At 66.6% G+C, this 26,455-nt stretch carries 25 protein-coding genes; 11 read left to right on the top strand and 14 right to left on the bottom strand.

Going from position 1 to position 26,455, the window contains the following annotated elements:
- Positions 1-104: 104 nt before the first annotated feature.
- Positions 105-950, bottom strand: a complete 846-nt coding sequence (locus ACFSGJ_RS09080) for a hypothetical protein (RefSeq protein ID WP_390260937.1) — start codon at positions 948-950, stop codon at positions 105-107.
- Positions 951-1,208: 258 nt separating this feature from the next.
- Between ACFSGJ_RS09080 and ACFSGJ_RS09075 the strand changes: the two genes are divergently transcribed.
- From ACFSGJ_RS09075 to ACFSGJ_RS09065, 3 genes are all read left to right on the top strand, one after another.
- On the top strand, positions 1,209-3,056 hold the full coding sequence (locus tag ACFSGJ_RS09075; RefSeq protein WP_390260935.1) for an ABC-F family ATP-binding cassette domain-containing protein: 1,848 nt from the start codon (positions 1,209-1,211) through the stop codon (positions 3,054-3,056).
- Between the two features lie 225 nt (positions 3,057-3,281).
- Complete coding sequence (locus ACFSGJ_RS09070; protein WP_390260934.1) at positions 3,282-3,887, top strand: MarC family protein; 606 nt, start codon at positions 3,282-3,284, stop codon at positions 3,885-3,887.
- Between the two features lie 72 nt (positions 3,888-3,959).
- Positions 3,960-4,547, top strand: a complete 588-nt coding sequence (locus ACFSGJ_RS09065; protein ID WP_390260932.1) for a retropepsin-like aspartic protease family protein — start codon at positions 3,960-3,962, stop codon at positions 4,545-4,547.
- Here ACFSGJ_RS09065 and ACFSGJ_RS09060 read toward each other — a convergent pair.
- Both ACFSGJ_RS09060 and ACFSGJ_RS09055 read right to left on the bottom strand, forming a co-directional pair.
- Positions 4,537-5,004: a DNA polymerase III subunit chi gene (locus ACFSGJ_RS09060; protein WP_390261193.1), complete on the bottom strand. Its 468-nt coding sequence runs from the start codon at positions 5,002-5,004 to the stop codon at positions 4,537-4,539. The two genes, ACFSGJ_RS09065 and ACFSGJ_RS09060, sit on opposite strands and share 11 nt — an antisense overlap.
- On the bottom strand, positions 5,001-6,461 hold the full coding sequence (locus tag ACFSGJ_RS09055; protein ID WP_390260930.1) for a leucyl aminopeptidase: 1,461 nt from the start codon (positions 6,459-6,461) through the stop codon (positions 5,001-5,003). Before ACFSGJ_RS09055 ends, ACFSGJ_RS09060 begins: the two co-directional genes overlap by 4 nt.
- Positions 6,462-6,600: 139 nt before the next feature.
- Between ACFSGJ_RS09055 and lptF the strand changes: the two genes are divergently transcribed.
- From lptF to rsmA, 6 genes are all read left to right on the top strand, one after another.
- Positions 6,601-7,752, top strand: coding sequence for an LPS export ABC transporter permease LptF (gene lptF, locus ACFSGJ_RS09050; RefSeq protein WP_390260928.1), 1,152 nt, complete (start codon positions 6,601-6,603; stop codon positions 7,750-7,752).
- The gene (gene lptG / locus ACFSGJ_RS09045) at positions 7,749-8,840 is read left to right on the top strand and encodes an LPS export ABC transporter permease LptG (RefSeq protein ID WP_390260927.1); all 1,092 of its coding nucleotides are present in this window, start codon (positions 7,749-7,751) and stop codon (positions 8,838-8,840) included. The genes lptF and lptG overlap by 4 nt, the downstream gene beginning before the upstream one ends.
- Positions 8,837-10,972, top strand: a complete 2,136-nt coding sequence (locus ACFSGJ_RS09040) for an LPS-assembly protein LptD (protein ID WP_390260925.1) — start codon at positions 8,837-8,839, stop codon at positions 10,970-10,972. Before lptG ends, ACFSGJ_RS09040 begins: the two co-directional genes overlap by 4 nt.
- 64 nt (positions 10,973-11,036) lie before the next feature.
- Complete coding sequence (locus tag ACFSGJ_RS09035) at positions 11,037-12,254, top strand: peptidylprolyl isomerase (protein WP_390260923.1); 1,218 nt, start codon at positions 11,037-11,039, stop codon at positions 12,252-12,254.
- Positions 12,251-13,249, top strand: a complete 999-nt coding sequence (gene pdxA, locus ACFSGJ_RS09030; protein WP_390260921.1) for a 4-hydroxythreonine-4-phosphate dehydrogenase PdxA — start codon at positions 12,251-12,253, stop codon at positions 13,247-13,249. Before ACFSGJ_RS09035 ends, pdxA begins: the two co-directional genes overlap by 4 nt.
- Positions 13,246-14,097 carry a 16S rRNA (adenine(1518)-N(6)/adenine(1519)-N(6))-dimethyltransferase RsmA gene (rsmA, locus tag ACFSGJ_RS09025; RefSeq protein ID WP_390260919.1) on the top strand — a complete coding sequence of 284 codons (852 nt, stop codon included), beginning with the start codon at positions 13,246-13,248 and terminating at the stop codon, positions 14,095-14,097. Before pdxA ends, rsmA begins: the two co-directional genes overlap by 4 nt.
- A gap of 15 nt (positions 14,098-14,112) precedes the next feature.
- Here rsmA and ACFSGJ_RS09020 read toward each other — a convergent pair whose 3' ends face one another.
- The 5 genes from ACFSGJ_RS09020 to speB form a co-directional block, all read right to left on the bottom strand.
- Entirely contained in the window at positions 14,113-14,511 is a 399-nt protein-coding gene (locus ACFSGJ_RS09020) for a GFA family protein (RefSeq protein WP_390260918.1), read from the bottom strand.
- Positions 14,512-14,537: 26 nt separating this feature from the next.
- On the bottom strand, positions 14,538-15,347 hold the full coding sequence (locus ACFSGJ_RS09015) for a DUF4167 domain-containing protein (protein WP_390260916.1): 810 nt from the start codon (positions 15,345-15,347) through the stop codon (positions 14,538-14,540).
- A gap of 244 nt (positions 15,348-15,591) precedes the next feature.
- Positions 15,592-16,422, bottom strand: coding sequence for a peptide chain release factor N(5)-glutamine methyltransferase (gene prmC / locus ACFSGJ_RS09010; RefSeq protein ID WP_390260914.1), 831 nt, complete (start codon positions 16,420-16,422; stop codon positions 15,592-15,594).
- Entirely contained in the window at positions 16,419-17,474 is a 1,056-nt protein-coding gene (gene prfA, locus ACFSGJ_RS09005; protein WP_390260912.1) for a peptide chain release factor 1, read from the bottom strand. Before prfA ends, prmC begins: the two co-directional genes overlap by 4 nt.
- 58 nt (positions 17,475-17,532) lie before the next feature.
- Complete coding sequence (gene speB / locus ACFSGJ_RS09000) at positions 17,533-18,504, bottom strand: agmatinase (protein WP_390260911.1); 972 nt, start codon at positions 18,502-18,504, stop codon at positions 17,533-17,535.
- Positions 18,505-18,577: 73 nt separating this feature from the next.
- Between speB and ACFSGJ_RS08995 the strand changes: the two genes are divergently transcribed.
- Positions 18,578-19,933 (top strand): NAD(P)/FAD-dependent oxidoreductase, encoded by a 1,356-nt coding sequence (locus tag ACFSGJ_RS08995; RefSeq protein ID WP_390260909.1) that lies wholly within the window; start codon positions 18,578-18,580, stop codon positions 19,931-19,933.
- 30 nt (positions 19,934-19,963) lie between these two features.
- Here the strand turns inward: ACFSGJ_RS08995 and ACFSGJ_RS08990 are convergent, their stop codons facing one another.
- The 4 genes from ACFSGJ_RS08990 to fabD all read right to left on the bottom strand — a co-directional run bounded on the left by ACFSGJ_RS08990 (position 19,964) and on the right by fabD (position 22,751).
- Complete coding sequence (locus tag ACFSGJ_RS08990) at positions 19,964-20,194, bottom strand: DUF2798 domain-containing protein (RefSeq protein WP_390260908.1); 231 nt, start codon at positions 20,192-20,194, stop codon at positions 19,964-19,966.
- A gap of 438 nt (positions 20,195-20,632) precedes the next feature.
- Entirely contained in the window at positions 20,633-20,866 is a 234-nt protein-coding gene (locus ACFSGJ_RS08985; RefSeq protein ID WP_002719616.1) for an acyl carrier protein, read from the bottom strand.
- A gap of 196 nt (positions 20,867-21,062) precedes the next feature.
- The gene (gene fabG / locus ACFSGJ_RS08980) at positions 21,063-21,800 is read right to left on the bottom strand and encodes a 3-oxoacyl-[acyl-carrier-protein] reductase (RefSeq protein ID WP_390260906.1); all 738 of its coding nucleotides are present in this window, start codon (positions 21,798-21,800) and stop codon (positions 21,063-21,065) included.
- A gap of 21 nt (positions 21,801-21,821) precedes the next feature.
- Positions 21,822-22,751, bottom strand: a complete 930-nt coding sequence (gene fabD / locus ACFSGJ_RS08975; RefSeq protein WP_390260904.1) for an ACP S-malonyltransferase — start codon at positions 22,749-22,751, stop codon at positions 21,822-21,824.
- 199 nt (positions 22,752-22,950) lie between these two features.
- On the opposite strand from fabD, the gene ACFSGJ_RS08970 reads away from it, so the two are divergent.
- The gene (locus ACFSGJ_RS08970; RefSeq protein ID WP_390260902.1) at positions 22,951-24,162 is read left to right on the top strand and encodes a cytochrome b/b6 domain-containing protein; all 1,212 of its coding nucleotides are present in this window, start codon (positions 22,951-22,953) and stop codon (positions 24,160-24,162) included.
- 11 nt (positions 24,163-24,173) lie between these two features.
- On the opposite strand, the gene ACFSGJ_RS08965 is transcribed toward ACFSGJ_RS08970, so the two are convergent.
- Together ACFSGJ_RS08965 and der are read right to left on the bottom strand one after the other, a co-directional pair.
- On the bottom strand, positions 24,174-24,983 hold the full coding sequence (locus ACFSGJ_RS08965) for a heme-dependent oxidative N-demethylase family protein (protein ID WP_390260900.1): 810 nt from the start codon (positions 24,981-24,983) through the stop codon (positions 24,174-24,176).
- On the bottom strand, positions 24,980-26,434 hold the full coding sequence (der, locus tag ACFSGJ_RS08960) for a ribosome biogenesis GTPase Der (protein ID WP_390260898.1): 1,455 nt from the start codon (positions 26,432-26,434) through the stop codon (positions 24,980-24,982). Before der ends, ACFSGJ_RS08965 begins: the two co-directional genes overlap by 4 nt.
- Positions 26,435-26,455: the final 21 nt, after the last annotated feature.

Genomic DNA, 26,455 nt, shown 5'->3' with positions numbered 1-26,455 from the left:
ACAAAAGTGCCCGCCGCAGCCCCATGCCACGTCAGGAGGCCGCTATATCGGGGAAAGAGGCCGCGCTGTCAAGCGACGTCGCGGCCCGATCCGCCGGTTTCCGATCAGATATCCTGCGCCGCAAGCACACGGGCCGCCGCAATCCCCAGATCGCGGGAAATCGCGAGGAAGACGTCATCGAAGGCGGCAAACAGCGCGCGTGTCATGCGCCGCCCTGCGGCACTTTCGGCGAAGGTCACGTAATCCTCCAGCGCCTCATCAGGCAGCGGGCCATAGGCGAGGATCAGGAAGGCGTAAAGCCATTCCTCGGTCTCGGCGCGGATCACCTCTTCCTGCGACCAGACATCGGCCAGCATGTCCTGTTCGGTCAGCGCCTGATCGAAGGCACCGCCATCGGCAAGCCCCATGTAAAAGGCAAGGTTCGCATTCAGCGCCCCCTCCACATTCGCCTCGACGAGGTCGCCGGCCGCGACAAAGCGGTCGATCAGCTCGATTCTTGGGCCGCCATCGTCCCACATCAGCTGCGCGCGATCGCGGCTTTCGGCCTCGACATCCGTGTCGAGCATCGCCTGACGGGCGGAAACCTCCAGCTCCACCACCTGGCGGCCCATGTCCGACGCAAAGAACGCCGTCATGTCCGGCACAAGGGGCGAGGCGTCGAGCTCCGCCGTAAAGCGATCCATGATGCGGCTTTCCATCCGCGCCACGTCATAGATTTCCGAGACCGCGTCTTCCCAGCGTGCGGCGACCTGCGGCGGGAACCATTCCGCCCCGATCTCGGCGCCGTGGCCCAGACCCTCCTCGCGCAGGATGACGGTGAGTTCCGGAAGGCGCAGCAGGGCGGCAAGCTCCTGCACCTCGGCCTGCCGGTCTTCCTGCGCATGGGCCATCCCCGAGGCCATTCCCGAGGCAAGCACCATGGCAACGGCCACAGGGCGGAGGAAAGACATCGACGGGATCATGACGTGGCTCGCATTGAACTGATACTCCTCTCCATCCGCCCTTTATCCATGCCGCACCGGCAACTGCACAGTGCGTTCGCAGCCCATCGCATTTAAGTGAACGATCCGCCACCACCATTCAAAGGCAGAAACCGTCGCGGGCGCGGCATGTTCCCCGGTGGATTTGCGAAGGATATGCGGGGCGATCCTGCATACACCTTCACCCGCACGATTGACGCGGGCTGCGGCATCGGGCAAGCGGTGCCCATGCTCACCATACGCGACATCACCTATTCCGTCGAAGGCCGCCCCCTGTTCGAGGGCGCCGGCGCCATGATCCCCACGGGCCACAAGGTCGGCCTTGTCGGACGCAACGGCGCCGGCAAGACGACGCTGTTCCGCATCATCCGGGGCGAACTGGCGCTGGAAGGCGGAGAGATCTCGCTGCCCGCCCGCGCCCGCATCGGCGGCGTCGCTCAGGAGGTGCCGTCATCCGGGACCTCGCTGATCGACACGGTGCTGGCCTGCGACACCGAACGCGCCGCTCTGATGGCCGAGGCCGAAAGCGCCACCGACCCCAGCCGCATCGCCGAGATCCAGACCCGGCTTGCCGATATTGACGCCTGGTCGGCCGAGGCGCGCGCCAGTTCGATCCTGCGTGGGCTCGGCTTCGAGCCCGAGGACCAGTTGCGCCCCTGCTCGGATTACTCGGGCGGCTGGCGGATGCGCGTCGCGCTGGCTGGCGTCCTTTTCGCGCAGCCCGACCTGCTGCTGCTGGACGAACCGACGAACTATCTGGACCTCGAAGGCGCGCTCTGGCTCGAAAGCTATCTGGCGAGATATCCCCATACGGTCATCATCATCAGCCATGACCGGGGCCTCTTGAACCGGGCGGTCGGCGCGATCCTGCATCTGGAGGACCGCAAGCTGACGCTTTACCAAGGCGGCTATGACACATTCGCCCGGACGCGGGCGGAACAACGCGCCGTCCTTGCCGCCGAGGCCAAGAAGCAGGAAACCCGGCGCGCGCATCTGCAAAGCTTCGTGGACCGGTTCAAGGCCAAGGCCTCCAAGGCGCGGCAGGCCCAGAGCCGGGTCAAGATGCTGGAAAAGATGACGCCGATCACCGCGCCGGAAGAGGCCGCAAAACACGTCTTTACCTTTCCCGAACCCGAAGAGCTTTCACCGCCCATCATCGCGCTCGAGGATGTGGATGTGGGCTATGACGGCCGGGCGGTGCTGCGGCGGCTGAACCTGCGCATTGACCAGGACGACCGCATCGCCCTTCTGGGCCGCAACGGCGAGGGGAAATCGACGCTGTCCAAGCTGCTGGCCGCCAAGCTCGAAACGATGGGCGGGCGCATCGCGCGCAGCAGCAAGCTGCGGATCGGCTATTTCGCGCAGCACCAGGTAGACGAACTGCATCTGGACGAAACGCCGCTTCAGCACATCATGCGCCAGCGCCCCGGTGAGGGTCAGCCGAAACTGCGCGCCCGGCTCGCGGGCTTTTGCCTGATGGCGGCACAGGCGGAAACCGAGGTCGGGCGGCTTTCGGGCGGGCAGAAGGCGCGGCTGTCGCTGCTTCTGGCGACGCTCGACGCGCCGCATCTCCTGATCCTCGACGAACCGACGAACCACCTCGATATCGAAAGCCGGGAGGCGCTGGTCGAGGCGCTGACCGGCTATTCGGGCGCGGTGATCCTTGTGAGCCACGACATGCATCTGCTCAGCCTCGTGGCGGACCGGCTGTGGCTGGTCAAGGGCGGCGCCGTCGCCCCTTATGAGGACGATCTGGAAACCTATCGCAAGTCGCTGCTGCAATCCGAGGAGCCGGCCCGCGCGGCCAAGCCCAAGCCCGAGAAGAAACGCGCCAGCCGGGACGAGATGCAGGCCCTGCGCGCCGAGGTCCGCAAATGCGAGGACCGGCTGGAAAAGCTGAACGGGATGCGGGACAAGCTGGCGAAAAAGCTCGCCGACCCCGAGCTTTACGAGCCGTCGCGCATCGGCGAGATGGAGACCTGGCAAAAGAAATACGCCGAGGTGATGGACGGTCTCGACCGGGCGGAGGCGCTCTGGCTCAAGGCGCAGGAAAAGCTGGAAGAGGCGGCGGGCTGAAACGGGGCTGATCGTCGGGCCCGGCGTCAGGGGAACGCGATCCGCCCGGGCTGTTGTCCAACCTGATCGCTCAGCCCGACCGCAGGCCCGCTGACAGGACCGGCCCGCCCGTGCAGACATCACCGCCGATACCCCGCAGGGAATACGGGCCCGGGCGTGGCGGGGGCTCGACGCCCACGCCACGCCCCATCGCGCCGCACCTAACGTCGCACCTGGACAGGAAAGATGATGGATACCGCCTTTCTCATCACTGCCTTCGTCGCGCTCTTCGTGGTCATCGACCCGATCGGCCTTGCGCCGCTCTTCATCGCGCTGACCCGCGGCATGACCGCCCGCGCCCGGATCGCCATCGGTATCCGGGCCTGTCTGGTCGCGATCGGGCTTCTGACGCTCTTCGGCCTTGCGGGCGAAGGGTTGCTGAACTTCATCGGGATTTCCATGCCCGCCTTCCGCATCGCGGGCGGGATACTCCTTTTCCTCACCGCGCTCGACATGCTGTTCGAGCGGCGGACCGAACGGCGCGAGGGGCGCAGCACCCCCGCCGACGATCCGTCGGTCTTTCCGCTCGCCATGCCGCTGATCGCGGGTCCGGGCGCGATGGCGACGATGATCCTGCTGGCCGGGCAGACCTCGGGCGGAATCGACCTCTTTGCGGTACATCTGGTCATGGTCGCGGTCGTCGCGCTCTGCTTTCTGCTCTTTCTGCTCGCGGGCCCGATGGAGCGTGCGTTGGGACGGACGGGAACGCTGGTCATCACGCGGCTTCTGGGGATGCTGCTGGCGGCGCTGTCGGTGCAATTCGTGATCGACGGCCTGCGTCAGGCGATCTGATCCGCACGCGACCGCAGGAAGCGGATGACAGCCGCACCGCGCTGCCCTACATCTTCCGCAGGAGGGCTGCGCATGGCGGGCGAGAACACGGCACGGTTGATCTATCTTGTGCTGCTGCTGGCCGCGATCGGCGGCTATGTTCTGCTGGCCAACCGGCGGCAGATAGGCCAGATGGCCCAGCAGGCGGCGATCTGGCTGATGATCATCGTAGGCCTTGCCGCCGCCTGGCAGCTGTGGTCCGACACGCAGAACAGCGCGCGGATGCAGCAGATGGCCATCATCGACCCCGAAAGCGGCCAGATTGAGGTGCCCCGGGCCTGGGACGGGCATTACTACCTTACCGTCGCAATCAACGGCGTGCCGCTGCGCTTTCTCGTGGACACCGGCGCAACCGAAGTGGTGCTCAGCGCCAAGGACGCCCGCGCCGCCGGGTTCTCACCGGCCAAGCTCAACTATTACGGGCAGGCCCGGACCGCGAACGGAGTGGTGCGCACGGCGCCCATTCGTCTGGAGCGGGTAGAACTGGCGGGGCATGTGGAAACCAACATGTCCGCCTGGGTGAACGAGGGTGAGATGGAGACCTCGCTGCTGGGGATGACGTATCTCAGCCGCTTTGCCCGGATCGAGATCACGCGCGACCGGATGATCCTCAGCCGCTAGCGCTTTCCGCCTTTTTCTGCCAGCGGCCATCCTCTTCGGCCCAGTATTGCGCCGCCACCCCTGCCCCGGCAAGGTCCCGCCATTGCCCCCGCGCATGGTCGAGCGCGGCCGCATCATTCCCGTCGAACATGACCCAGACCCGGTCGAGCGACTGAACCTCCTCCGCGGTCACGACCGCACCGTCGACCGACATCACGCAGTTCGCGCCGTTCGGACGGTCCACCCCAAGCGTCAGAAGCACGGGCTGGTCCGCGTCATGCGGGCCGCCCGCAAGGCCATGGGGCAGAAAGCCGTCCTCTGCCCCGAGCCAGAGCCGCTGGTCCAGCCAGTTCAGCCGGTCCGCGTCGGTCCCCCGCACCGCGACCCGCCAGCCGGTGGCCAGCGCCTTTTCCAGCAGCATGGGGGCCACGGCCTCCAGCGGCGAGCGGGTCAGGTGGTAGAACAGCGCGGGCATCAGCCCCCGCTTTTCTCGAACTTGTCGCGGATCAGCCGGTCAAGCGCGCGCACGCCCCAGCCCGTGGCGCCCTTGGGCGCAAAGGTGCTGTCGCCGGTCAAAAGCGCCACGCCCGCGATGTCGACGTGAATCCACGGGGTTTCCGGTTTGACGAAGCGTTGCAGGAACTGCGCCGCGGTGATCGAGCCCGCAGGCCGCCCGCCGGTGTTCTTGATATCGGCCACACGCGACTTGATCAGCTTGTCATAGCTTTCGCCCAGGGGCATCCGCCAGGCGCCCTCCCCCTCGGCCGTGGCGGCCTTGAGGAACGCGTTGCACAGCGTATCGTCATTGGAGAAGACGCCGGCATTGTCGTGCCCAAGGCCGATGATGATCGCCCCGGTCAGCGTGGCAAGGTCGATCATGCCCACCGGATTGAACCGCTCCTGCGCGTACCAGAGCACATCTGCGAGGACGAGCCGCCCCTCGGCATCGGTGTTGATCACCTCGATCGTGTCGCCCTTCATCGAACGCACGACGTCGCCGGGCCGCTGCGCGCGGCCGTCCGGCATGTTCTCGACCAGACCGACCAGACCCACGACATTCGCCTTTGCCTTGCGCAGCGCAAGCGCCCGCATGACGCCCGCGACGACGCCCGCGCCGCCCATGTCCATCGTCATGTCTTCCATGCCGGCCGCCGGCTTGATGGAAATGCCGCCGGTGTCAAAGACGACGCCCTTGCCCACCAACGCAAGCGGCGCCTCGTCGCCACCGCCCTGCCACTGCATCACGACGACCTTGGACGGGCTTTCCGAGCCCTGCCCCACGCCCAAGAGCGCCCGCATCCCGAGCTTTTCGAGATCGGCCTCTTCGAGGATCTCGACCTCCAGCCCCAGTTCCTGCATTGCGGCGAGACGTGCGGCGAAATCGTCGGTGGTCAGGATATTCGCAGGCTCGTTCACCAGATCGCGGGTAAAGAACACGGCCTCGGCCAGCGCGGCCATGGGCTTGGCTGTGGCGGCGACCTCTTCGGGCTTGTCGGCCATCAGCGTGACGGTGCCAAAGCCCTTTTTCTCGCCGGTCTTGTGGTCGGTGAAATCATAGGCCCGCAGCGCAAGACCATAGGCGATGTCGGCCGCGCGGGGATGACCGCCAGCCACCAGCAGGACCGGATCGGCGCCCATCGCACGACCCACGGCGGCCCCGGCGCGGCGTGCCTCATCGACCGTCGCGCGGCGCGGCAGCTTGACGATCTGCAGGGCCTTCGCCGCCAGTCCCGCCGGCCAGGCAAGTTCCTGCGTGTCGCCAGGCTTGGCCTTTTCCCAGTCCTCGGATGCCGCCAGTCGCGCGGTCGCGCCGCGCGTCAGGCGGTTCAGGCGGCGGAAAGCCGAGCCTTCGGACAGGACGACGACGCGCCCTTCAAATCCTGCGATTGCATCAAGGTCGGTTTCGGTGAAGTTGATCGTAACTGGTGTGGTCATTGCATCCTTCCCGTCTTTGCGCAGACCCTAGCCCCGCCCCTGCGGATTGACCAGATTAGAGTTTTCCCCGCCAAAGCTTTGGGCTACGGTCCCCGCCACCTGAAGACCACCAGAAGACCCCCGGGGAGATACCGCGCGCATGTCGAGATTCGACAGATACATGCTGTCGCAGCTGATGGTTGTGTTCGGCTTTTTCGCGCTGATCCTCGTTTCGGTCTATTGGGTGAACCGGGCCGTCGCACTGTTCGACCAGCTTCTGGGGGACGGGCAGACGGCGCTGGTCTTTCTGGAAATCAGCCTGCTGACGCTGCCGAATGTGGTGCGGCTCGTGCTGCCGGTGGCGTCCTTCGCGGCGGCGGTGTTCGTCACCAACCGGCTTTCGGGCGACAGTGAACTTGTGGTGATGCAGGCGACCGGCTTTTCCAGCTACAGGCTGGCGCGGCCGGTCGTGATCTTCGGGCTGATCGTCGCGGCGATGATGTCGGTCCTGACGCATTACCTCGTCCCCGCCAGCCGGACCGAGCTTGCCGAGCGGCAGGGCGAGATCGCTGAGAACATCACCGCCCGCCTGCTGACCGAGGGACAGTTCCTTCATCCCTCCGAAGGCATCACGCTCTATATCCGCGAGATCTCGCCCGAGGGAGAGTTGCGTGACATCTACCTGTCCGATGCCCGCGACCCGCGCGCCCGTGTCACCTATTCCGCCCGGGCGGCCTATCTGCTGCGGGGGGAAAACGGGCCGATGCTGGTGATGGTCGACGGGATGTCGCAGAATCTCCGGGCCGAGGGACAGCGCCTCTACACCACCCGGTTCGACGATCTGGCCTATGACATCAGGGCGCTGGTCACCTCGGGCAGCCGGGGACGGCTCGATGCGCGGGAACTGCCGACGACCGCGCTCTTCAATCCCGACCCCGCGATGCTGGAGGCGACGGGCCAGAGCCGCGCCTTTTTCCTGCATGAGGGTCACAGCCGGTTCGCCCAGCCGATGCTGGCCGCCGTAACGGCCGTGGTGGGCTTTGCGACGCTGCTGCTGGGCGGGTTCAGCCGGTTCGGGATCTGGCGGCAGATACTGGCCGCCGTCGTCCTTTTGATCATGGTGCAGATGGTGGCGAACACGACCTCGGGCATGGCGCTGCGGGACGAACGGCTCGCGGCGCTTGCCTGGGTCCCGGTGATCCTTGGCGGAGCGGCAGCTTTCGTGATCCTGTGGCTTTCGGCGCGGTCGCGCATCGTCTGCCACACGACCCCGGGCGCGGGCCCCGGCACGGGCGGCGGAGAACCTGCATGACGCTCGAACGCTATTTCGCCCGGCGCTTTCTGAACGCCTTTCTCATCGTGCTGGGCGTCTTTCTGGGGATGATGCTGCTTCTGGACATGGTGGAACAGATCCGCCGTCTTGCAGGCCGAGCCCCCGGTCTTGGCCCCGCGCTCGAACTTGCGGCGCTCAATGCGCCCGAAGGCGTTTACCGCATCCTGCCGCTGATCGTCATCCTGTCCTCGGTTCTGATGTTCCTGGGGCTCGCCCGCAGCAGCGAGCTTGTGGTGACGCGCGCGGCCGGCATTTCGGCGCTGCGCAGCCTCATATCGCCGGTTGTCACGGCCCTTGCACTGGGCGTTCTGGCGGTCGCGGTCTTCAACCCGCTGGTTGCGGCGACGTCGAAACGCTATGAACTGCGGGCGGGGCAACTGACCGGCAACGATGCGGTCCTGTCGATCAGCCGCGAAGGTCTCTGGCTGCGGCAGGGCGGGCCCGAGGGGCAGACCGTGATCCGCGCCGAACGCGCGAGCCTGGAAGGCACCGAGCTATACCGCGTCACCTTCCTCTCCTTCTCGCCCGAAGGCGGGCCTGCGCGGCGGGTCGAGGCGGCAGAGGCCCGTCTGGGCCGCGGCGTCTGGCATCTGACCGATGTAAAGGAATGGCCGCTCGACAGCGAGAACCCGGAGCGCGACGCCCGGCGGATCGAGGCGCTGGACCTGCCCACCGATCTGACGCTGGATCAGATCCGCGACAGTTTCGGCACGCCCTCGGCGATCCCGATCTGGGATCTGCCGTCCTTCATCGCGCAGCTTGAACGGGCGGGGTTTTCGGCCCGCCAGCACCGGGTCTGGTTCCAGATGGAACTTGCCCTGCCGCTGCTGATGGCCGCGATGGTGCTGATCGGCGCGGGATTTTCCATGCGCCCGCCCCGGCTGGTCCGGTCGGGGCCTTTGGTCCTGATGGCGCTGCTGGCGGGGCTGGGCATCTTTTTCCTGCGCAACTTCGCACAGGTGCTGGGTGAGAACGGCCAGATCCCCGTCGCCTTGGCTGCATGGAGCCCGCCGCTGGCCGCCGTCCTGCTGGCACTTGGCCTGCTTCTGCATCTGGAGGAAGGATGAAGACCCTTCGCGCGCTTGCCCTTGGCGCCCTGCTGGCCCTGCCCATACCCGCGCCTCTCCTGGCCCAGGGGGTTCCGGCGACGCTGATCGCCGACCGGATTTCCGTGGCGGGCGACAACATGCTGATCGCCGAGGGCGCGGTCGAGGTGCTTTATGAGGGGCGGCGGATGCGGGCGAGCCGGATCGCCTATGACCAGTCGACCGGGCAGCTTGCCATCACCGGGCCGATCACGCTGGTCGACCCCGAGAGCGGCGTGATCCTTGTGGCCAGCGAGGCCGAGCTTTCCGACGATCTGCGCGACGGTATCCTTTTGGGCGCGCGGATGGTGCTGGACCGGCAGTTGCAGCTTGCCGCCCGCAGCATCGCCCGGCGCGAGGGGCGTTATACCGAGCTTGACCGGACGGTCGCGTCCTCTTGCCAGGTCTGCGCCGCCAACCCGACACCCTTGTGGGAAATCCGCGCCGCGCGGGTGGTGCATGACGAGCTGGAACGGCAGCTTTACTTTGACCGGGCGCAGTTCCGGGTGATGGGCATCCCGGTCGCCTATATCCCCCGCCTGCGCCTGCCCGACCCGACCGTAGAACGCACGAGCGGTTTCCTTGCCCCACGGTTCCGTACCACGAACACGTTGGGATGGGGGGCAAAGGTTCCCTATTTCCTGACGCTCGGCGATCACGCGGACCTGACGCTTACGCCTTATCTGTCCTCGGGGCGGACGCGGACGCTCGACTGGCGCTACCGGCAGGCGGTGCGCGGGGGCCAGTTCAGCTTTGAGGGCGCGTTTTCGGACGACAACCTGAGCCCCGACCGCCTGCGCGGCTATATCTTCGGCTCGGGGCGGTTCGACATGCCGGCGGGCTATGTGCTCAGCTTCGGGATCGAGACCGTCAGCGACAGCTATTACCTGCAGGACTATGACATCTCGGATCAGGACCGGCTGACGAGCTTTGTGGCGCTCAACCGGACGCGGCGCGATGAACATTTCGGGGCACGCGTCCTGCATTTTCGCTCGATCCGCGCCGGCGAGATCAACGCCGAACAACCCACGGTCGTCACCGAGCTTGACTGGCAGCGGCGCCTCGACCTCTGGGGCGGGATCGCCACGGGCCGGTTCAATGCGCATACACATTACCGCCCCTCGGCCGCAGATATTACCGGACGCGATGTCGCCCGCGCCAGCGCCAGCGCCGAGTGGCAGCGAAGCTGGGTTCTGCCGAACGGGATGGTCGCGACCACCGCCGCGCAATCGACATTTGATTTCTACGCCCTGCGGCAGGACAGCACGATGGAGAGCCCCCAGGGCCGCGCGACCCCTGCCGTGGGGGTCGAGCTTCGCTGGCCCTGGATGCGGAACGATCCAAACGGCGTCACCCATGTGATCGAGCCCGTCGTCCAGATCGTCGGCAGCCGCGTCACCAGCCGCAACCTGCCGGATGAGGACAGCGTCCTTGTCGAACTCGACGAGGGCAATCTTTTCGCACTCGACCGTTTCCCGGGCTGGGACCGCAACGAGGACGGGGTGCGCGCCAATGTCGGGCTGAGCTATACCCGCATCGATCCCTCGGGCTGGCAACTCGGCCTTGCGGTGGGGCGGGTGATCCGGATGAACCAGCGCAGCCAGTTCCCCGACGGATCTGGGCTGAACGCGACGCTTTCGGACTGGCTTGTGGTTGCCGACCTCACGAATTTTTCGCTGGGCGGGCGGGGCACCGTCAGCATTACCAATCGCGCACTCTTTGATGAAGGGCTGAGCTTCAGCCGGAACGAGTTGCGGCTTTTGTGGGATGCGGGGCGGCTCGATCTCGCCACCTCCTACCTGCATCTGCAACCCGATGCCGATCAGGGGCGCGACCGGGCGGTGCAGGAATGGGCGCTCGATGCCGCCTGGCGCGTCACCGCGAATTGGGAAGCGCAAGCGAACTGGCGCTATGACTTTGAGGCCGATCAGGCACAGCGCGCCGGTGCCGGACTCAGATGGCGGAACGAATGTGTGACGGTCGATCTTTCCCTCTCGCGCCGGTTCACATCCTCGACTAGTGTGAGGCCGACGACGACTTTCGGCCTTTCGGTCGATCTGATCGGCTTTGGCACCGGTCAGGCGGGGGCCCGTAGCCGGGCCTGCGCCCTGTGACCGGACCCGCGTGGTCGTGACGTGAAAGACCGGTCAAGCCGGCAAAGGACAAGAACGGGACGAGATGATGCGCCTCACCACCCTGCTTTTCGCCGCGGCCGTTGTGGCCGCCCCTCTTGCGGTCACTCCGTCGGCCGCGCCCGCCCAAGGCATGTTCGACACAAGGCTGCAGGTGAACGACCGGATCATCACCAACTATGAAGTGACGCAGCGCGCCCGTTTCCTAGATGTCCTGAACACCAGCGGCGATCTTGAGGCGCTGGCCCTTGAGGCGCTGATCGAGGACCGGCTGCGCCTTGACGCCGCGGCCGCCTATGGTGTCACCGCGACCGAGGAACAGGTCCGCGCGGGCATGAACGAATTCGCCGGCCGCGCCGGAATGGATGCCGACCAGTTCATCGCGGCGCTTGCAAGCGACGGCATCGACGCGGCCACGTTCCGCGATTTCGTCGAGGCGGGGCTTTTGTGGCGGGAAGTCGTGCGGCAGCGCTTTGGCAACCGCATCGGCCAGATTACCGAGGCTGATATCGACCTTGCTCTCTCTGCCAGTTCGCAGCAGCGGGCGCTGCGCATCCTTCTGTCGGAAATCGTGCTGCCCGGCACGCCGGAATGGATCGACCAGACCGGCCCGCTCGCTGACGAACTCAGCGCCTCGATCCGCAGCGAGGCCGAGTTCGCCGAGGCCGCGCAGCAATACTCGGCCTCTCAGTCGCGCGAGGCCGGCGGCCGGATCGACTGGCTGCCGCTTGCCAACCTGCCGCCCGCGATCGCGGACATGTTCCGCAACATGAGCCCCGGCCAGGTGACAGAACCGCTCTATCTCGGCAATGCCATCGTGATCTTTCAGTTGCGCGCCCTGGCCGAGGAACCGGCGCCCCCGCCCAGTGCCGTGACAGTGGAATACGCGCAGTTCCTCATCCCCGGCACAGGACCCGAGGCGCAGGCCGAGGCCGCGCGCATCAATGCCAGCATCGACACCTGCGTCGATCTGAACCGCATCGCCGCCGGGCTGCCGCAGGATCAGTTGACCTTCACCACCCAATCCATGCCCGAGGTCCCGCAGGATATCGGGCTGGAACTTGCGCGGCTCGATGCCAACGAAAGCTCGGCGCGGCTGACGCGGGGGAACGCGACGGTCTTCCTGATGCTCTGCAGCCGCCGTGCCTTTGCCGGTGAGGCGCCCACCCGTGCGCAGGCACGCGAACAGGTCGTCAACCAGCGCCTCAACGGCTTTTCCGACATCCTGCTGGACGAGCTGCGCGCCAACGCGTTCATCCGATGAACCGCGCGCCCATCGCGCTCACCTGCGGGGAACCCGCGGGCATAGGGCCGGAAATCGCCGCCGCCGCCTGGGCGACCCTTGGCGCGCGGCTGCCGTTCTTCCTGATCGGTGACCCCACCCACCTGCCCGCCGGTACGCCCTGGCGAGAGATCGTGCATCCCGAGGATGCGCTGCATGTCTCGGCCAGCGCGCTGCCGGTTTTGCGCCATGACTTCCCCGCCCCGGCTCGCCCCGGCCAGCCCGCGCCGGAAAACGCGGCGGCCGTGATCGAGGTGATCGCCCGCGCGGTGCAACTGGTCGAGGGCGGAGCGGCCTCGGCCATCTGCACGGCCCCGATCCACAAGAAGGCGCTCAAGGACGGGGCCGGTTTCGCCTATCCCGGCCATACGGAATATCTGGCAGCCCTTGGCGGCGTGCACCGGGTCGTGATGATGCTCGCCTGCCCGGACCTGCGGGTGGTGCCGACGACGATCCACATTCCCCTGTCCGAGGTGCCCACGAGCCTGACGCCCGCCCTTCTTTCCGACACGCTGCGCATCACCCATGCGGCGCTGATCCGGGATTTCGGGATCGAAAGCCCCCGTCTGGCGGTCACAGGCCTCAACCCCCATGCGGGCGAAGGCGGCGCCATGGGTCATGAGGAGGCCGAGGTAATCGCGCCGGTCGTCGCCGCGCTGCGGGCCGAGGGCATGGCGATCAGCGGCCCCCATTCCGCCGACACTATGTTTCATGCGGCAGCCCGGCGCAACTATGACGCGGCGATCGCGATGTATCACGATCAGGCGCTGATCCCGATCAAGACGCTCGACTTCGCGGGCGGGGTGAACGTGACGCTCGGCCTGCCCTTCATCCGCACCTCGCCTGACCATGGCACCGCCTTCGACATCGCGGGCCAGGGCGTGGCGGACGCGACAAGCCTGATCGCCGCGCTGCGGATGGCCGATGAGATGGCCCGATCCAGGGCCGCCCATCACCGGACGGGCGACAGGGGATGAGCGCGATCGACGGCCTGCCGCCCCTGCGTGCGGTGATCGCCGAACACGGGCTGAGCGCGAAGAAGCAACTCGGTCAGAACTTCCTGCTGGACCTGAACCTGACCGCCAAGATCGCGCGGCAGGCGGGTGATCTGTCCGGCGCAGATGTGCTCGAAATCGGCCCCGGCCCCGGCGGGCTGACGCGCGGCCTTCTGGCCGAGGGCGCGCGCCGGGTGCTCGCCATCGAAAAGGACGCCCGCTGCCTGCCGGCGCTGGCGCAGATCGCCGGAGCCTATCCCGGCCGGCTTGAAGTCATCAATGCCGACGCGCTGGAGCTTGACGTCACGGCCCATCTTTCGCCCCCGATCAAGGTGGTGGCGAACCTGCCCTATAACGTGGGGACGGAACTTTTGCTGCGCTGGCTCACGCCCGCGGAGTGGCCGCCCTTCTGGCAGAGCCTGACGCTCATGTTCCAGAAAGAGGTGGCAGAGCGGATCGTCGCGCGCCCGGGGTCGAAGGCCTATGGGCGCCTTGCGCTTCTGGTGCAATGGCGGGCCGAAGCGCGGGTGGTGATGACCCTGCCGCCCGAGGCATTCACGCCCGCACCCAAGGTCCATTCCGCCGTGGTCCACATCACCCGGCGCGACCGGCCGCTTTTTCCGGCCGACGAAAAGATCCTCGCGCGGCTTACCGCGGCCGCCTTCAACCAGCGCCGCAAGATGCTGCGTTCAAGCCTTCGGGGGCTGTCGCCCGACATCGAGGCGCTGTTGCAGGAGGCGGGGATCCCCCCCACCGCCCGGGCCGAAGAGATCGATCTGGAAAGGTTCTGCACGCTGGCGCGGCTTTTGGCACCGGCCACCGCCGGGTAAGCTCGGGGGCTGACTTCAGGCCGAGGATTGCGGGTATTGCGACAGCCCGTCGCCGATCTCGTAATAGTCGCCCTTGTCGGCGACGTAGATATGAACGCCCGGCGTCAGGCCGCTCGGCTGGTCAAAGCTGCCAGCGGCAATGTCGACCGAGGATCCGCCCTCTTCCTTCCAGAAAAGCGTCGAGCCGCAGCTGCGGCAAAAACCGCGCCGCCCCGTTTCCGATGAGGCGAACCAGACGAGATTTTCTTCGCCGCTGATCGTTACATCCGTCGCCGCCACGGCGGCAGAGGCGAGATAATGCCCCGTCTGGCGCCTGCACTGGCTGCAGTGGCAAAAATAAACCGGCCCCACAGGGCCGGTCACGCGATATGAGATCGCGCCGCAGAGACAAGCGCCGGTTTTCGTTTCGGGCATTCGCCTGTCTCCCTTTGTGGTCCCATTCACTCGGCGGCGGATTTCTTCTCGCCCTCGGCCTTGGGTTTGCGGGTGTAGCGGCGCTTCGGCTTTTCGGCGGGTGTCGCTGGCTCTGCCGGTGCAGCGGGGGCGTCCCCGCCGGCCTCGGCTTCACCCGGCGCATCGAACAGCGCCGGCTGATCCTTGGGCGCAGAACGGCGGCGATTGCGCGACGGCGCAGGCGACGCTTCGGCCTGCGGCGCGGCAACGGTGCTTTCGCGTTCCGGTGCTGCCTCTGGCGTCTCGACGAGGGTAGAGCCCCCTTCGTCCGCAGCCACCTCGATCACCGCGTTGGCATCGGGCGTTTCGGGCGGGTTTGTTTCAGCCGGGCTTTCCGGGCGGTATCCGTGCTGACGATTGCCGTGATCGTCACGGTTCTGGTCCTGCCGGTTGCCCTGATGGCCGCCTTGCGGGTTCTGGCGATTGTCGTGGCGCTGGTCGGAATTGCGGTGCTCATGGCGCCCGTTCCCGTTCGACTGGCCATTCGACTGGCTGCTGCCACTGCCGTCACGATCCTCATCATCGCGGCGCTGGTCCTGACCCTGCCCCATCTCGCGCTGCGCCTCGCCCAGCATCCGCAGGTAATGTTCTGCATGCTGAAGGAAGTTCTCGGCGGCGACGCGGTCGTTGGAGAGCTGCGCGTCGCGGGCAAGGATAAGGTACTTGTCGATAATCTGCTGCGGCGTTCCGCGAACCTTGCCCTCCGGCCCCGACGAATCGAAGACGCGGTTGACGATATTGCCCATCGAACGCGGGCGGTTCGACTTGGAACGCGAGCGGGACTTGGATGATCTCATGTTTTCGTTTGTCCAGCCTTGGAAAAGGGCTTGCGCAGAGGATGCGGCATCAAGTGCCGTGCCGCCATCCGATGATCCGCGCGAATTTGGGCTTACCAGTGCGGGAACCAGCCAAAGGCATCGTTCCCGTCACAGGGTTGAATAAGCACGCCGGTCGAAGCGACACAAGGGGGAAACTGCATCATTTCCCCGGGAAGCGGCTTTTTGCACCCGTGAAAAAGATATGTGGCGCGAATGCCGCGCGTCAAGACCCCCGGGCTGCCGCAACCACACGGTCACGACCATCCAGATCGGGCAGGATGGTGATCCCGGCCAGCCCGGCCGCCTTGAAGATTTCGGCAACATCTGCCCCTTGGGCCGCGCCGATCTCGACCATCAGGCGGCCGCCGGGTTCCAGATATTCCCGGACCCGCGCACCGATCCGCCGATAGGCATCAAGGCCGTCCCCCCCGGGCGTGAGGGCCAGATGCGGCTCCCATGCACGAACCTCGGGGGAAAGTTTTTCCATTTCGGTGATAGTGATATAAGGGGGATTTGAGACAACAAGATCAAATCGGCCGCTAACGTCTTCAAACCAATCGGAAACCAGAAACTCGGCGCGTGCCTCCAGACCCAGGCGGCTGGCATTGTCGCGTGCCACCTCCAGCGCCGGGACCGACAGATCGACGCCAGTGCCCGTGGCATCCGTTTCGGCCAGCAGAGACAACAGTATGGCCCCCGATCCGGTGCCGAGATCGAGCACCCGGCTGAACGGCTGTTCTAGCGCTGCAGCGACAAGTGTTTCGGTTTCCGGCCTCGGATCAAGCACATCAGGGGTGACGCGGAACCGCCGCCCGAAGAAGTCGCGCCAACCGATGATCTGCGAGACCGGCTGGCGGCGGCACCGCGCCTCAACCGCCGCCGCAAACCGATCCGCCGCGCCTTCCGGCAACGGGTCGTGCAGGGCAAGTGTCAGGCGGTCCGCCTCGATCCCCAGCGCATGCGCCAGCAGGATTCGCGCGTCACGCGGCGCGCCTTCAACCCCGGCCTTGCGAAGCTGCGCAATCGCAGCGGGCAAGAGGTCGGCGGCCCTCATGCCTCCATCTCGGCCAGCCGGGCGGCCTGATCATGGGCGACCAGCGCGTCGATCACCTCGGTCAGGTCGCCCTGCAGGATCGCGTCCAGCCGATAGAGCGTCAGGTTGATCCGATGGTCGGTCATCCGCCCCTGGGGGAAATTGTAGGTGCGGATGCGTTCCGACCGATCGCCCGAACCCACCTGCGCCTTGCGGTCAGCCGAGCGCGCCGCGTCTGCGCGGCTGCGTTCCATGTCAAAGAGGCGGGCGCGCAGCACCTGCATGGCGATGGCGCGGTTCTGGTGCTGGGATTTTTCCGAACTCGTGACGACAAGGCCGGTGGGAATATGGGTGATCCGCACGGCCGAATCCGTGGTGTTGACGTGCTGGCCGCCCGCGCCGCTTGCGCGCATCGTGTCGATGCGGATATCGGCGGGGTTGATCTCGATATCCACCTCTTCGGCCTCGGGCAGGACGGCGACCGTCGCGGCCGAGGTGTGGATACGGCCGCCGCTTTCGGTCTCCGGCACGCGCTGAACGCGGTGCACACCGGATTCGTATTTCAGCCGCGCAAAGACCCCCTCGCCCTGCACGCTCGCGATGGCTTCCTTGACGCCGCCAAGCTCGGTCTCCTGATATTCGATCATCTGGAACCGCCAGCCCTGCGCCTCGGCATAGCGCTGATACATCCGCAGAAGGTCGCCAGCGAACAGCGCGGCCTCATCCCCGCCCGTGCCGGGCCGGATCTCGATGATGGCGGGGCGGGCGTCGGCGGCATCCCGGGGCAGAAGCGCAAGCCGCAGCGCCTGTTCCAGTTCGGGCTGACGGGCGCGCAGGCGGGGCAACTCCTCCTCGGCGAGGGCGCGCATCTCGGGATCGGCCAGCATCGCCTGCGCATCCGCCAGATCGCCCAGCAACTGGCGATAGGCCGCGATTTCGGCGACCACCGGCTTCAGTTCGGAATATTCGCGGCTGAGTGCCGCGATCTCGGATGGCGCGGCGCCCTCCGAAAGCTTGGCCTCCAGAAACTGGAAGCGGCGGGTGATCTGATCGAGTTTGTCCAAGGGAACCATGGCCGGGGCTTGGCCTATCGTCCCCGCCCCGTCAAGGGGCAGCACCCCACCCGCCCCGTCAAGGGGCAGCACCCCGCAAACGATGGCAGTAAAGGCAGATCAGTTCATGGGCCACATGCGCCCCCATGATCGCCGTCACGCCCGTCGTGTCATAGGGGGGCGAAACCTCGACCACATCACCGCCAACCAGGCGGATGCCCGCCAGATCGCGCAGCATATGCGCCGCCTGCGCGCTGGTCAGTCCGCCCCAGACGGGCGTTCCGGTGCCCGGGGCAAAGGCCGGGTCCAGCGCGTCGATGTCGAAGGTCAGGTAGGTGGGGCGGTCGCCGACGATTTCGCGCACCCTTGCCACCGTCGCGGCGACGCCGGTTTCGTGAACGATGCGGGCGTCGATGATGTGAACGCCCATCGTGTCGGGGTTGTCGGTGCGTATCCCGATCTGGACCGAGGTCGCGGGGTCCACCAGCCCTTGCCGGATCGCCTTGTACATGAAGGTGCCATGGTCGATCCGGGTCATGTCGTCATCGACCCAGGTGTCGCTATGGGCGTCGAACTGGATCACCGAGAGCGGCCCGAACTTTTCCGCATAGGCGCGCAGGATCGGCAGCGTGATGAAGTGGTCGCCCCCAAGCGTCACCGTGCCTGCGCCGGCCGCAAGGATCGTGCGGATATGCGCGGTCACCCGGTCCGGAAAGGCGGGCACATTGGCATAGTCGAACGCAAGATCGCCGTAATCGACGATGTTGAACAGCTCGAGCGGGCTGAACCCCCAGCCATAGGGCGCATCGAAAGGCTGGAGCGCCGACGCCTCGCGGATCGCCCGGGGGCCAAAGCGGGTGCCGGGACGATGCGTCACCGCCTGGTCGAACGGAATGCCCGTCACCGCAAGATCGACGCCGCTCAGGTCCTTGGTATAGCTGCGGCGCAGGAAACTCGTCGCGCCCCCAAAGGCATTTTCATAGGCGAGCCCGCGCTGCCCCTTGCGGGTAAAGGCGCTGTCGACCTCGGTGCTTGCATCTTCCAGCGCCATGGCGTCTTCCTGTCTTCGCATCAATTCTGTGCATCAATCCGCGGCAGATTAACGGCCGCCGCCCAAAGTGCCAATGGACCCCATGCACCTTTACGAACCCGAAGCTTATGATCCGCGCTGGCCTGACAGTCACTGGGCGGCAACCGTCGAACTTCCGCCACCCGTCGGGCCTTTGACCGGCGAAAGCCGCACCGATGTCGCGGTGATCGGCGCAGGCTATGCGGGCCTCTCGGCGGCGCGCGAATTGGCGCGGCGGGGCTTGTCGGTCACGGTCGTTGACGCGGCGCAGCCGGGCTGGGGCGCCTCGGGGCGAAATGGCGGCTTCTGCTGCATGGGCGGCTCCAAGCTGAGCGATGCGCAGATCGCGCGGCGTTTCGGTCTGCCCGCGGCCCGGGCCTTTCGCCGCTTTCAGCGCGAGGCTGTCGAGCATGTGGCCGAGACCCTGCAAACCGAGGGAATAGACGCCGATCAGGGACCCTGGGGCGAATACCTGCTGGCCCACAGGCCCTCGGCCTATCGCGCGCTTGTCGCCGGTGCCACGGAACTGCGGGACATCTATGACGAGGCCCCGCGCCTGATCCCGCGCGAGGAACTGGCGGGACACGGTATCTCGCCTCACGGGTTTCACGGCGCGATGCTGAACCCTGTGGGCTTTCCGCTGCACCCGCTGAAATATGCGCTGGGGCTCGCGCGGGCGGCGCAGGCGGCCGGCGCCGTTCTGCATGGGGACAGCGCCGTCACCGGCATGATGCCGGACGGGACAGGCTGGCGGATGGTGACGGCCCAGGGGGTGCTGCGCGCCCGCCGCGTGCTGATCGCCACCAACGGCTATAGCCGCGAGGATCTGCCGGGCTGGATCGGCGGACGGCTGATGCCGGTCATCTCGGCGATCTTCGTCACGCGCCCCCTGACCGAGGCGGAACGCGACGCGCAGGGCTGGACGACCCGCAATATGAGCTTCGACACGCGCGACCTGCTGCATTACTTCCGGCTGCTGCCCGACAACCGCTTCATGTTCGGGATGCGCGGCGGGCTCAGCGCGCGGCCGCGCGCGCTGGAGCGGCTGCATGACGAGGCCGAGCAGCATCTTGCCGCGCTCTTCCCTGCCTGGGCGGGGATCGAGGTGGAACGGCACTGGTCGGGGCTCGCCTGCCTGACGGGCAGCCTTGCGCCCTATGCCGGGCCGGTTCCGGGGATGGAGGGGGTCTTTGCCGCCCTTGGCTGGCACGGCAACGGCGTTGCGGCGGCCAGCCTGACCGGCCACCGCATCGCGTCCGAAATAGCGCAGGGCGGCGCCGGCAAAGACGCCACCCTGCCCGAGGTCATGCGGCGTATCCCGCCCCGCCTGCCGTTCCCCGCCTTTCGTCGACGGGCCTTGGGCGTGACCTACCGGCTCTTGTCGCTCAAGGACGGGCCGCTGCCGCGCTGACGGCCGGCCCGTCCGCCTTTCCACACCCGGTCAGCCGCGACCAAGCCGACGCAGGACAATCGCCGCAAGCCGGAAGGCGAGCGGGCTGACCACGGTTGCAAGGGCGAAAGCCAGCGGCCAGACCATCAGGAAGGCGCGGATCCAGTGGGTCAGCCAGTCCAGCGTCGGGCCGAACTGCAACAGGCTGAAAAGGCCGCTCATCGTCAGCGCCATCATGCCGGACATGAAAAGTTGGCCGAGAAGGATATGTTGTCTGCTCAAAGCAAGCTCCTGAACAATCGGGGAGCCAAGCAGCAAAGCTCAGCCCCGAAGATGGGTTGAGCCGTGGGTTCGCGTTAACGACTAATTCCCGTGATCCGACAAACGCCAGTTGCACAGTGACCGGAATGACCTGACCGGCCTATCATTTTTCGGCATAACGCCCTTATCACGCGGACGGCAACACTTCAACCGCGAGGCGGCATGTCCCCGCACACGCCTGCGGGTACGTCTCGCGCGAGGGGATCGTCTGCCTCAGGCACGGGCTGGTGCAGGCATCGCGGGGCGAAGCCGGATCGCCGTGCCGCGCCCGGGCACCACGCGAACCCGACGCCACCCTGTGATCGCAAAAACAGGCCACAGCCCACGACGCCGCCTGAATGCAAAAAAAGCCCCCCGCCGCTTGGCAGGGGGCCCCTGATCCGTCCGGATCGCCTGGGATCAGGCGGCTTCCGAGATGAACTTTACCGCATCGCCGAAGGTCTGGATGGTCTCGGCGGCGTCATCGGGGATCTCGATGCCGAACTCTTCCTCGAAGGCCATGACCAGCTCGACCGTGTCGAGGCTGTCGGCGCCCAGATCGTCGATGAAGGACGCGTTTTCCGTGACCTTTTCCTCTTCGACACCGAGGTGCTCGACGACGATCTTTTTCACGCGATCAGCGATATCGCTCATGTTCATTCCTCATTCGTTTCGCGGGAGGCATCCCGTCTCAGTTGTCCCTTGCCCCTCGGGGCGGTTCTGACCCCCACCCTTGCGGAAACAGGGGCCACGACCAGCGCGGGCAACGCCCCCGGCTCAATCAGCGCCGCCTATAGCATAGTCTTTACCAGAGGCAAACGCTTTCGACCCGGAGGAATCCCCCCCCGGATCAGATCATGGCCATGCCGCCATTCACATGCAAGGTGGCACCCGTGACATAGGCCGCCTCGGGGCTGGAAAGATAGAGCACCGCCGCCGCAATTTCGCGCGGCTCGCCCATGCGGGCAGCAGGAACCTGCGTCAGGATCCGGGCCTTCTGCTCTTCGTTCAGCTTGTCGGTCATTGCCGTGGTGATGAACCCGGGCGCGACGGCGTTTACCGTGATTCCCCGGCTCGCGACCTCATAGGCGAGGCTTTTGGACATGCCCACCACCCCGGCCTTTGCGGCCGCATAGTTGCCCTGCCCCGGATTGCCGGTCGCGCCCACAATGGACGAGATATTCACGATCCGGCCCCAGCGCGCCTTCATCATGCCGCGCAGAACGCCGCGGCACAGGCGGAAGGTCGCCGTGAGGTTGACGTCAAGCACGCTCTGCCATTCCTCGTCCGACATCCGCATGAAGAGGTTGTCGCGGGTGATCCCTGCATTGTTGATGAGGATATCGACGCTGCCCATGGCCGCGGCCGCCTCCTTCGGCAGCGCCTCGACGGCCTCAGTATCCGAGAGGTTGCAGGCCAGCACATGGGCCCGCCCGCCCAGTTCCGCCGCCAGCTCCTCCAGCGGAGCGGTGCGGGTGCCCGAGAGCGCGACCGTCGCGCCCGCGCCATGCAGCACGCGGGCGATTTCCGCGCCGATGCCGCCCGAGGCGCCGGTGATGAGGGCATTCTTTCCGGTAAGATCGAACATGATAGCTCCTGTCTTTGACCGTCAGCCCTTGGCTGCGGCGATATCCTCGGGGGTGCCGATGGCGCGGGTCGTGGCGTCCCTGGCGATGCGTTTGACCATGCCCGAAAGGGCCTTGCCCGCGCCGATCTCCCAGAACTCCGTCACGCCCTGCCCGGCCATCCACTGGACCGACTCGCGCCAACGGACGGAACCCGTGACCTGTTCCACCAGCAGCGTGCGGATCGTTTCCGGGTCGCTCACCGCCTCGGCGCGGACATTCGCGACCAAGGGCACCGCGGGCGCCTGAATGGCCACATCCGCCAGCGCCCGGGCCATCGCATCGGCGGCGGGCTGCATCAGGACACAGTGAAAGGGCGCCGAGACGGGCAGCAGCAGCGCACGCTTGGCCCCCCTGGCCTTGGCGATGTCGAGCGCGCGTTCCACCGCCTCCCGGTGTCCCGACACCACGACCTGTGCCGGATCGTTGTCATTCGCGGCCTGACAGACCTGCCCCTCGGCGGCCTCGGCGGCGACGGCAGCGGCGGTGTCGAAGTCGAGCCCCAGAAGGGCGGCCATAGCCCCCTGCCCGACCGGCACGGCCTCTTGCATGGCGCGGCCCCGGATGCGCAGCAGACGTGCCGTATCGGCCACGCTGATCGCGCCCGCCGCCGCCAGCGCCGAATATTCCCCCAGACTGTGCCCCGCGACAAAAGCCGCCTCGGTCACGGCGAACCCTTCGGCCTCCAAGGCACGCATCGCCGCAAGCGAGGTCGCCATCAGCGCCGGCTGCGCATTGGCGGTCAGCGTCAGATCGTCGGCGCTGCCTTCCCAGATCAGCGCGGAAAGCTTTTCCCCCAGCGCCTCGTCCACCTCGTCAAAGATCGCCCTTGCGGCGGGATAGGTCTCGGCCAGGCTGCGGCCCATGCCGATGGTCTGCGCCCCCTGCCCGGGGAATATGAATGCGCGGCTCATGCGTCCTCCTGCTTGGGGGCATGCTGCCCCGTCCGGTGCGCCCCGTCTAGCGGCTGGGGCGCAGGCGCGCAATCGTCGCGGGTTTGTGAGGCAGGCGGCCGCGCACAGGGCTTGTGCGCCCGGCCGCGTTTTCTGCAGATGCAGCATTGCCTATTATAATCCACGAGTTTCCCATCAGCCTTATCCCGCCGGAGGCAACATGACCCCGACCAACGTCACGACACTTGGCAATACTGTGCAGGATTTCGGCGCAGTCGCCCGGACCTTTCACTGGTTGACCGCGCTCTTGATCCTCACAGCCTTTCCGCTGGGGTTCATCGCCGAGAAATGGCCGATGGCGAACGAGACAGAGCTCGCAACCAAGGTCGCGCTGTTCTCACTGCACAAGACACTGGGGGTTGCTGCGTTTCTGGTGGCGCTCTTGCGTATCCTCTGGGCGCTGACACAACCGAAGCCCGCCCCCCTGCACCCCGACCGGCGTGCAGAGACCCTGGTGGCCGATATCGTCCACTGGGCGCTTTACCTGTCCTTGATGCTCGTGCCGCTGACGGGCTGGGTGCATCACGCGGCGACAACCGGATTCGCACCGATCTGGTGGCCGTTCGGGCAAGGCCTGCCGTTTGTGCCGCAGGACGAAACGGTGTCTGCGGTGGCCGGCGCATTGCACGGCGTGTTCATCTGGATCCTGCTGGCGGCAATTGTGCTGCATGTGGCAGGCGCGCTGAAACATCACCTGATCGACCGCGATGCGACCTTGCGGCGGATGCTGCGCGGCGGCTTTGTCGCTGCACCTGCGACCGCGGCGCGTCACGGGCTGGCCCCGGCACTTGCCGCAGTGCTGATCTATGTCGCCGCGAGTGCCGGCGCCTTGGCGCTGATGCGGCAGGACAATGTGATGACCGCGCTTGGCCCGGTCGAAACAGGTTGGCAGGTGGAGGACGGAACCCTTGCGATCACCATCCGCCAGATGGGTGCCGAGGTCACCGGCAGCTTCGAGAGCTGGACCGCCGCGATCACCTTTGACGAAACGCTCATCGATGGCAGCCATGGCCGCGCCGACGTCCAGGTCGCGATCGAGAGCCTCCGCCTCGGCTCGGTCACGGCACAGGCGATGGGGGCCGATTTCTTCGACGCAGCCAATCACCCCACGGCGCGGTTCGAGGCCGATATCCTGCCCGATGGCCCTGACGGTGATTCCTATGTGGCGCGGGGCACGCTCGACCTGCGCGGCGTGACGGTGCCGGTCGATCTGCCCTTCACGTTGCGGATCGACGGCGACCGCGCCGAGATGGAAGGCGCCCTCACGCTCGACCGGATGGCCTTTGGCATCGGCGCCAGCCAACCGGCCGAGGGGACGCTGGGCCATGCCGTCGTGGTCGATGTGACGCTGACAGCCACGCGCACCGACTGAGGCGGAGCCCTTCAGGGCTCCGGCACCTCATAGGTCGCGACGCCGGCGCGGATCTCGGGCGGCAGGTCGTCCATGCGCAGCATGTAGGTGTGGATCGAAAAGATCACCGCGCCCGTGACCGGCAGACGCAGCAGGCACTGCCGTTCACTGCGCAGGAAGGGTTTTGGCCCAAGGGTTCTGCGGCGGCGCAGGTCTTCCAGTTGCGGCGCAAAAAGCCGGGGATGTTCATAGGGCAGGATATTGGCGCGCCACAGCGGCCGGTCCACCTGTATGCCGTCGAACAGACGCTGCACCCGCCGCGCGATCCCCTCGTCATAGTCCGGAACCGGCACATGGATCGAGGTCAGCGGGCGCATCAGCTTTTCCGTCAGCGTCCACCCCGACGGGAAACAGAGGATCGCGCCGGTCAGCACATGTTCATCGCCCTGTTTCTGCAGGATGCAGAAATCCTCCTGGCAGAGCCGCCCAAGTGTCAGAAGCGGCGCCTGCCGGTCGACCGGCACGGCGACCCCGTCGGGGCGCATGATCACATCCGATCCCGAGAACCCCAGCCGGGGCAGATGCGTCAGCACAAGGTCCAGCAGTTCCGCCGCCGCATCTGCCGCCACGGGGTTCAGCGCATGAACCGGTGCGCCCGAGGCGATCAGGTGGTCCCGCTGCGCCATCTGCCCGGCATAGGCGTCATCGATCTGCAGCCAGTCAGCCGGATCGAGCGGCTGCGTCCCCGGCAGGCGCCGCGTATGGGGCGCGGCCCAAGGCGCGACCGGCAACCGCGTCTGAAAGACCGGCCCCATCGCGCCCTGATCCGCACGTTCCGTCATTTCAGCGGCGGCTTGCCAAGATGCTTGCGCAACCGCGACGGCGTTGACTTCTTGCGATCCTTGTAGGGGTTCTGGTCCGCCTGACTGCGCAAGGTCATCCGGATGGGGGTACCCGGCATGTCAAAGGCGTCACGCAGCCCGTTGACCAGATAGCGGGTATAGCTGTCGGGCAGCTTTTCCGGATGCGAACACATGACCACGAAGCCCGGTGGCCGGGTCTTGACCTGCGTCATGTAGCGCAGCTTGACCCGTCGGCCGCCCGGCGCGGGTGGCGGATGCGCCTCGGTCATCGCGCTCAGCCACTGGTTCAGCTTGGCGGTGGTGACGCGGCGGTTCCAGACCTCATGCGCCTTCATAACCGCCTTGTGCAGCCGGTCGAGCCCCCGCCCCGTCATGGCCGAGACCGTGACCATCGGCGCGCCGCGCAACTGCGGCAAGAGCCGTTCGAACATCTCGCGCAGCTCAGCAAGCTTTTCCTGCTTGGCTTCTTCCAGATCCCACTTGTTGACGGCGACCACCACCGCGCGCCCTTCGGTTTCGGCGAAATCGGCGATGCGCAGGTCCTGCTGCTCGAACGGTATCTCCACATCCAGGAGGACGACCACGACTTCGGCAAAGCGCACCGCCCGCAGCCCGTCCGAGACCGAAAGCTTTTCGAGCTTGTCCTGAACCTTGGCCCGCTTGCGCATCCCCGCCGTGTCGAAGATGCGGACGGGCGTGCCCTCCCACTCTGTCCGCAGCGAAATCGCATCGCGGGTGATCCCGGCCTCGGGGCCGGTCAGCAGCCGGTCCTGGCCGATGATCTTGTTGATGAGCGTGGATTTTCCGGCGTTGGGCCGGCCGATCACCGCGATCTGCAGCGGTTTCGCATCGGTCGGAACGCGTGGCCCGTCCTCTTCGCCGTCCTCCACATCGACATCGGTTTCGGGCGCCGTCGCTGCGGCCCGCTCGTCGAACGCATCGGCAAGGGGGCGCAGGCGCTGATAAAGCTCCTCCATCCCCTCGCCATGTTCGGCCGACAGGGGCACGGGCTCGCCCAGACCCAGCGAATAGGCCTCCAGCATCCCCGCCTCGCCCGCCCGGCCCTCGGCCTTGTTGGCGGCAAGGATCACATGCGCATTCTTGCGCCGCAGGATCTCGGCAAAGATTTCGTCGGTTGGCAGAACCCCGGCGCGGGCATCGACCAGGAACAGGCAGATGTCGGCCATCTCGACCGCGCGTTCGGTCAGGCGGCGCATCCGGCCCTGAAGGCTGTCATCGGTCGCATCCTCCAGCCCCGCGGTGTCGATGACGGTAAAGCGCAGGTCGCCCAGCCGTGCCGCGCCTTCGCGCAGGTCGCGCGTGACGCCGGGCTGGTCGTCGACCAGCGCCAGCTTCTTGCCGACAAGGCGGTTGAACAGGGTCGACTTGCCCACATTGGGCCGCCCGACGATGGCAAGGGTAAAGCTCATGACGCCCTCCGGAAGGGTTGA

The organism is Halodurantibacterium flavum, from assembly GCF_042681825.1.
Lineage (GTDB): Bacteria > Pseudomonadota > Alphaproteobacteria > Rhodobacterales > Rhodobacteraceae > Halodurantibacterium > Halodurantibacterium flavum.
The sequence above is the reverse complement of the archived record's forward strand: the minus strand, read 5'-3'. Positions and strand labels throughout refer to the sequence as shown.

What these genes read in the sequence shown, in the direction of transcription:
- ACFSGJ_RS09080 (WP_390260937.1), bottom strand. Translation starts at nt 950, where the DNA reads ATGTCTTTCCTCCGCCCTGTGGCCGTTGCCATGGTGCTTGCCTCGGGA.
- ACFSGJ_RS09075 (WP_390260935.1), top strand. Translation starts at nt 1,209, where the DNA reads ATGCTCACCATACGCGACATCACCTATTCCGTCGAAGGCCGCCCCCTG.
- ACFSGJ_RS09070 (WP_390260934.1), top strand. Translation starts at nt 3,282, where the DNA reads ATGATGGATACCGCCTTTCTCATCACTGCCTTCGTCGCGCTCTTCGTG.
- ACFSGJ_RS09065 (WP_390260932.1), top strand. Translation starts at nt 3,960, where the DNA reads ATGGCGGGCGAGAACACGGCACGGTTGATCTATCTTGTGCTGCTGCTG.
- ACFSGJ_RS09055 (WP_390260930.1), bottom strand. Translation starts at nt 6,461, where the DNA reads ATGACCACACCAGTTACGATCAACTTCACCGAAACCGACCTTGATGCA.
- lptF (WP_390260928.1), top strand. Translation starts at nt 6,601, where the DNA reads ATGTCGAGATTCGACAGATACATGCTGTCGCAGCTGATGGTTGTGTTC.
- lptG (WP_390260927.1), top strand. Translation starts at nt 7,749, where the DNA reads ATGACGCTCGAACGCTATTTCGCCCGGCGCTTTCTGAACGCCTTTCTC.
- ACFSGJ_RS09040 (WP_390260925.1), top strand. Translation starts at nt 8,837, where the DNA reads ATGAAGACCCTTCGCGCGCTTGCCCTTGGCGCCCTGCTGGCCCTGCCC.
- ACFSGJ_RS09035 (WP_390260923.1), top strand. Translation starts at nt 11,037, where the DNA reads ATGATGCGCCTCACCACCCTGCTTTTCGCCGCGGCCGTTGTGGCCGCC.
- pdxA (WP_390260921.1), top strand. Translation starts at nt 12,251, where the DNA reads ATGAACCGCGCGCCCATCGCGCTCACCTGCGGGGAACCCGCGGGCATA.
- rsmA (WP_390260919.1), top strand. Translation starts at nt 13,246, where the DNA reads ATGAGCGCGATCGACGGCCTGCCGCCCCTGCGTGCGGTGATCGCCGAA.
- ACFSGJ_RS09020 (WP_390260918.1), bottom strand. Translation starts at nt 14,511, where the DNA reads ATGCCCGAAACGAAAACCGGCGCTTGTCTCTGCGGCGCGATCTCATAT.
- ACFSGJ_RS09015 (WP_390260916.1), bottom strand. Translation starts at nt 15,347, where the DNA reads ATGAGATCATCCAAGTCCCGCTCGCGTTCCAAGTCGAACCGCCCGCGT.
- prmC (WP_390260914.1), bottom strand. Translation starts at nt 16,422, where the DNA reads ATGAGGGCCGCCGACCTCTTGCCCGCTGCGATTGCGCAGCTTCGCAAG.
- prfA (WP_390260912.1), bottom strand. Translation starts at nt 17,474, where the DNA reads ATGGTTCCCTTGGACAAACTCGATCAGATCACCCGCCGCTTCCAGTTT.
- speB (WP_390260911.1), bottom strand. Translation starts at nt 18,504, where the DNA reads ATGGCGCTGGAAGATGCAAGCACCGAGGTCGACAGCGCCTTTACCCGC.
- ACFSGJ_RS08995 (WP_390260909.1), top strand. Translation starts at nt 18,578, where the DNA reads ATGGACCCCATGCACCTTTACGAACCCGAAGCTTATGATCCGCGCTGG.
- ACFSGJ_RS08985 (WP_002719616.1), bottom strand. Translation starts at nt 20,866, where the DNA reads ATGAGCGATATCGCTGATCGCGTGAAAAAGATCGTCGTCGAGCACCTC.
- fabG (WP_390260906.1), bottom strand. Translation starts at nt 21,800, where the DNA reads ATGTTCGATCTTACCGGAAAGAATGCCCTCATCACCGGCGCCTCGGGC.
- fabD (WP_390260904.1), bottom strand. Translation starts at nt 22,751, where the DNA reads ATGAGCCGCGCATTCATATTCCCCGGGCAGGGGGCGCAGACCATCGGC.
- ACFSGJ_RS08970 (WP_390260902.1), top strand. Translation starts at nt 22,951, where the DNA reads ATGACCCCGACCAACGTCACGACACTTGGCAATACTGTGCAGGATTTC.
- ACFSGJ_RS08965 (WP_390260900.1), bottom strand. Translation starts at nt 24,983, where the DNA reads ATGACGGAACGTGCGGATCAGGGCGCGATGGGGCCGGTCTTTCAGACG.
- der (WP_390260898.1), bottom strand. Translation starts at nt 26,434, where the DNA reads ATGAGCTTTACCCTTGCCATCGTCGGGCGGCCCAATGTGGGCAAGTCG.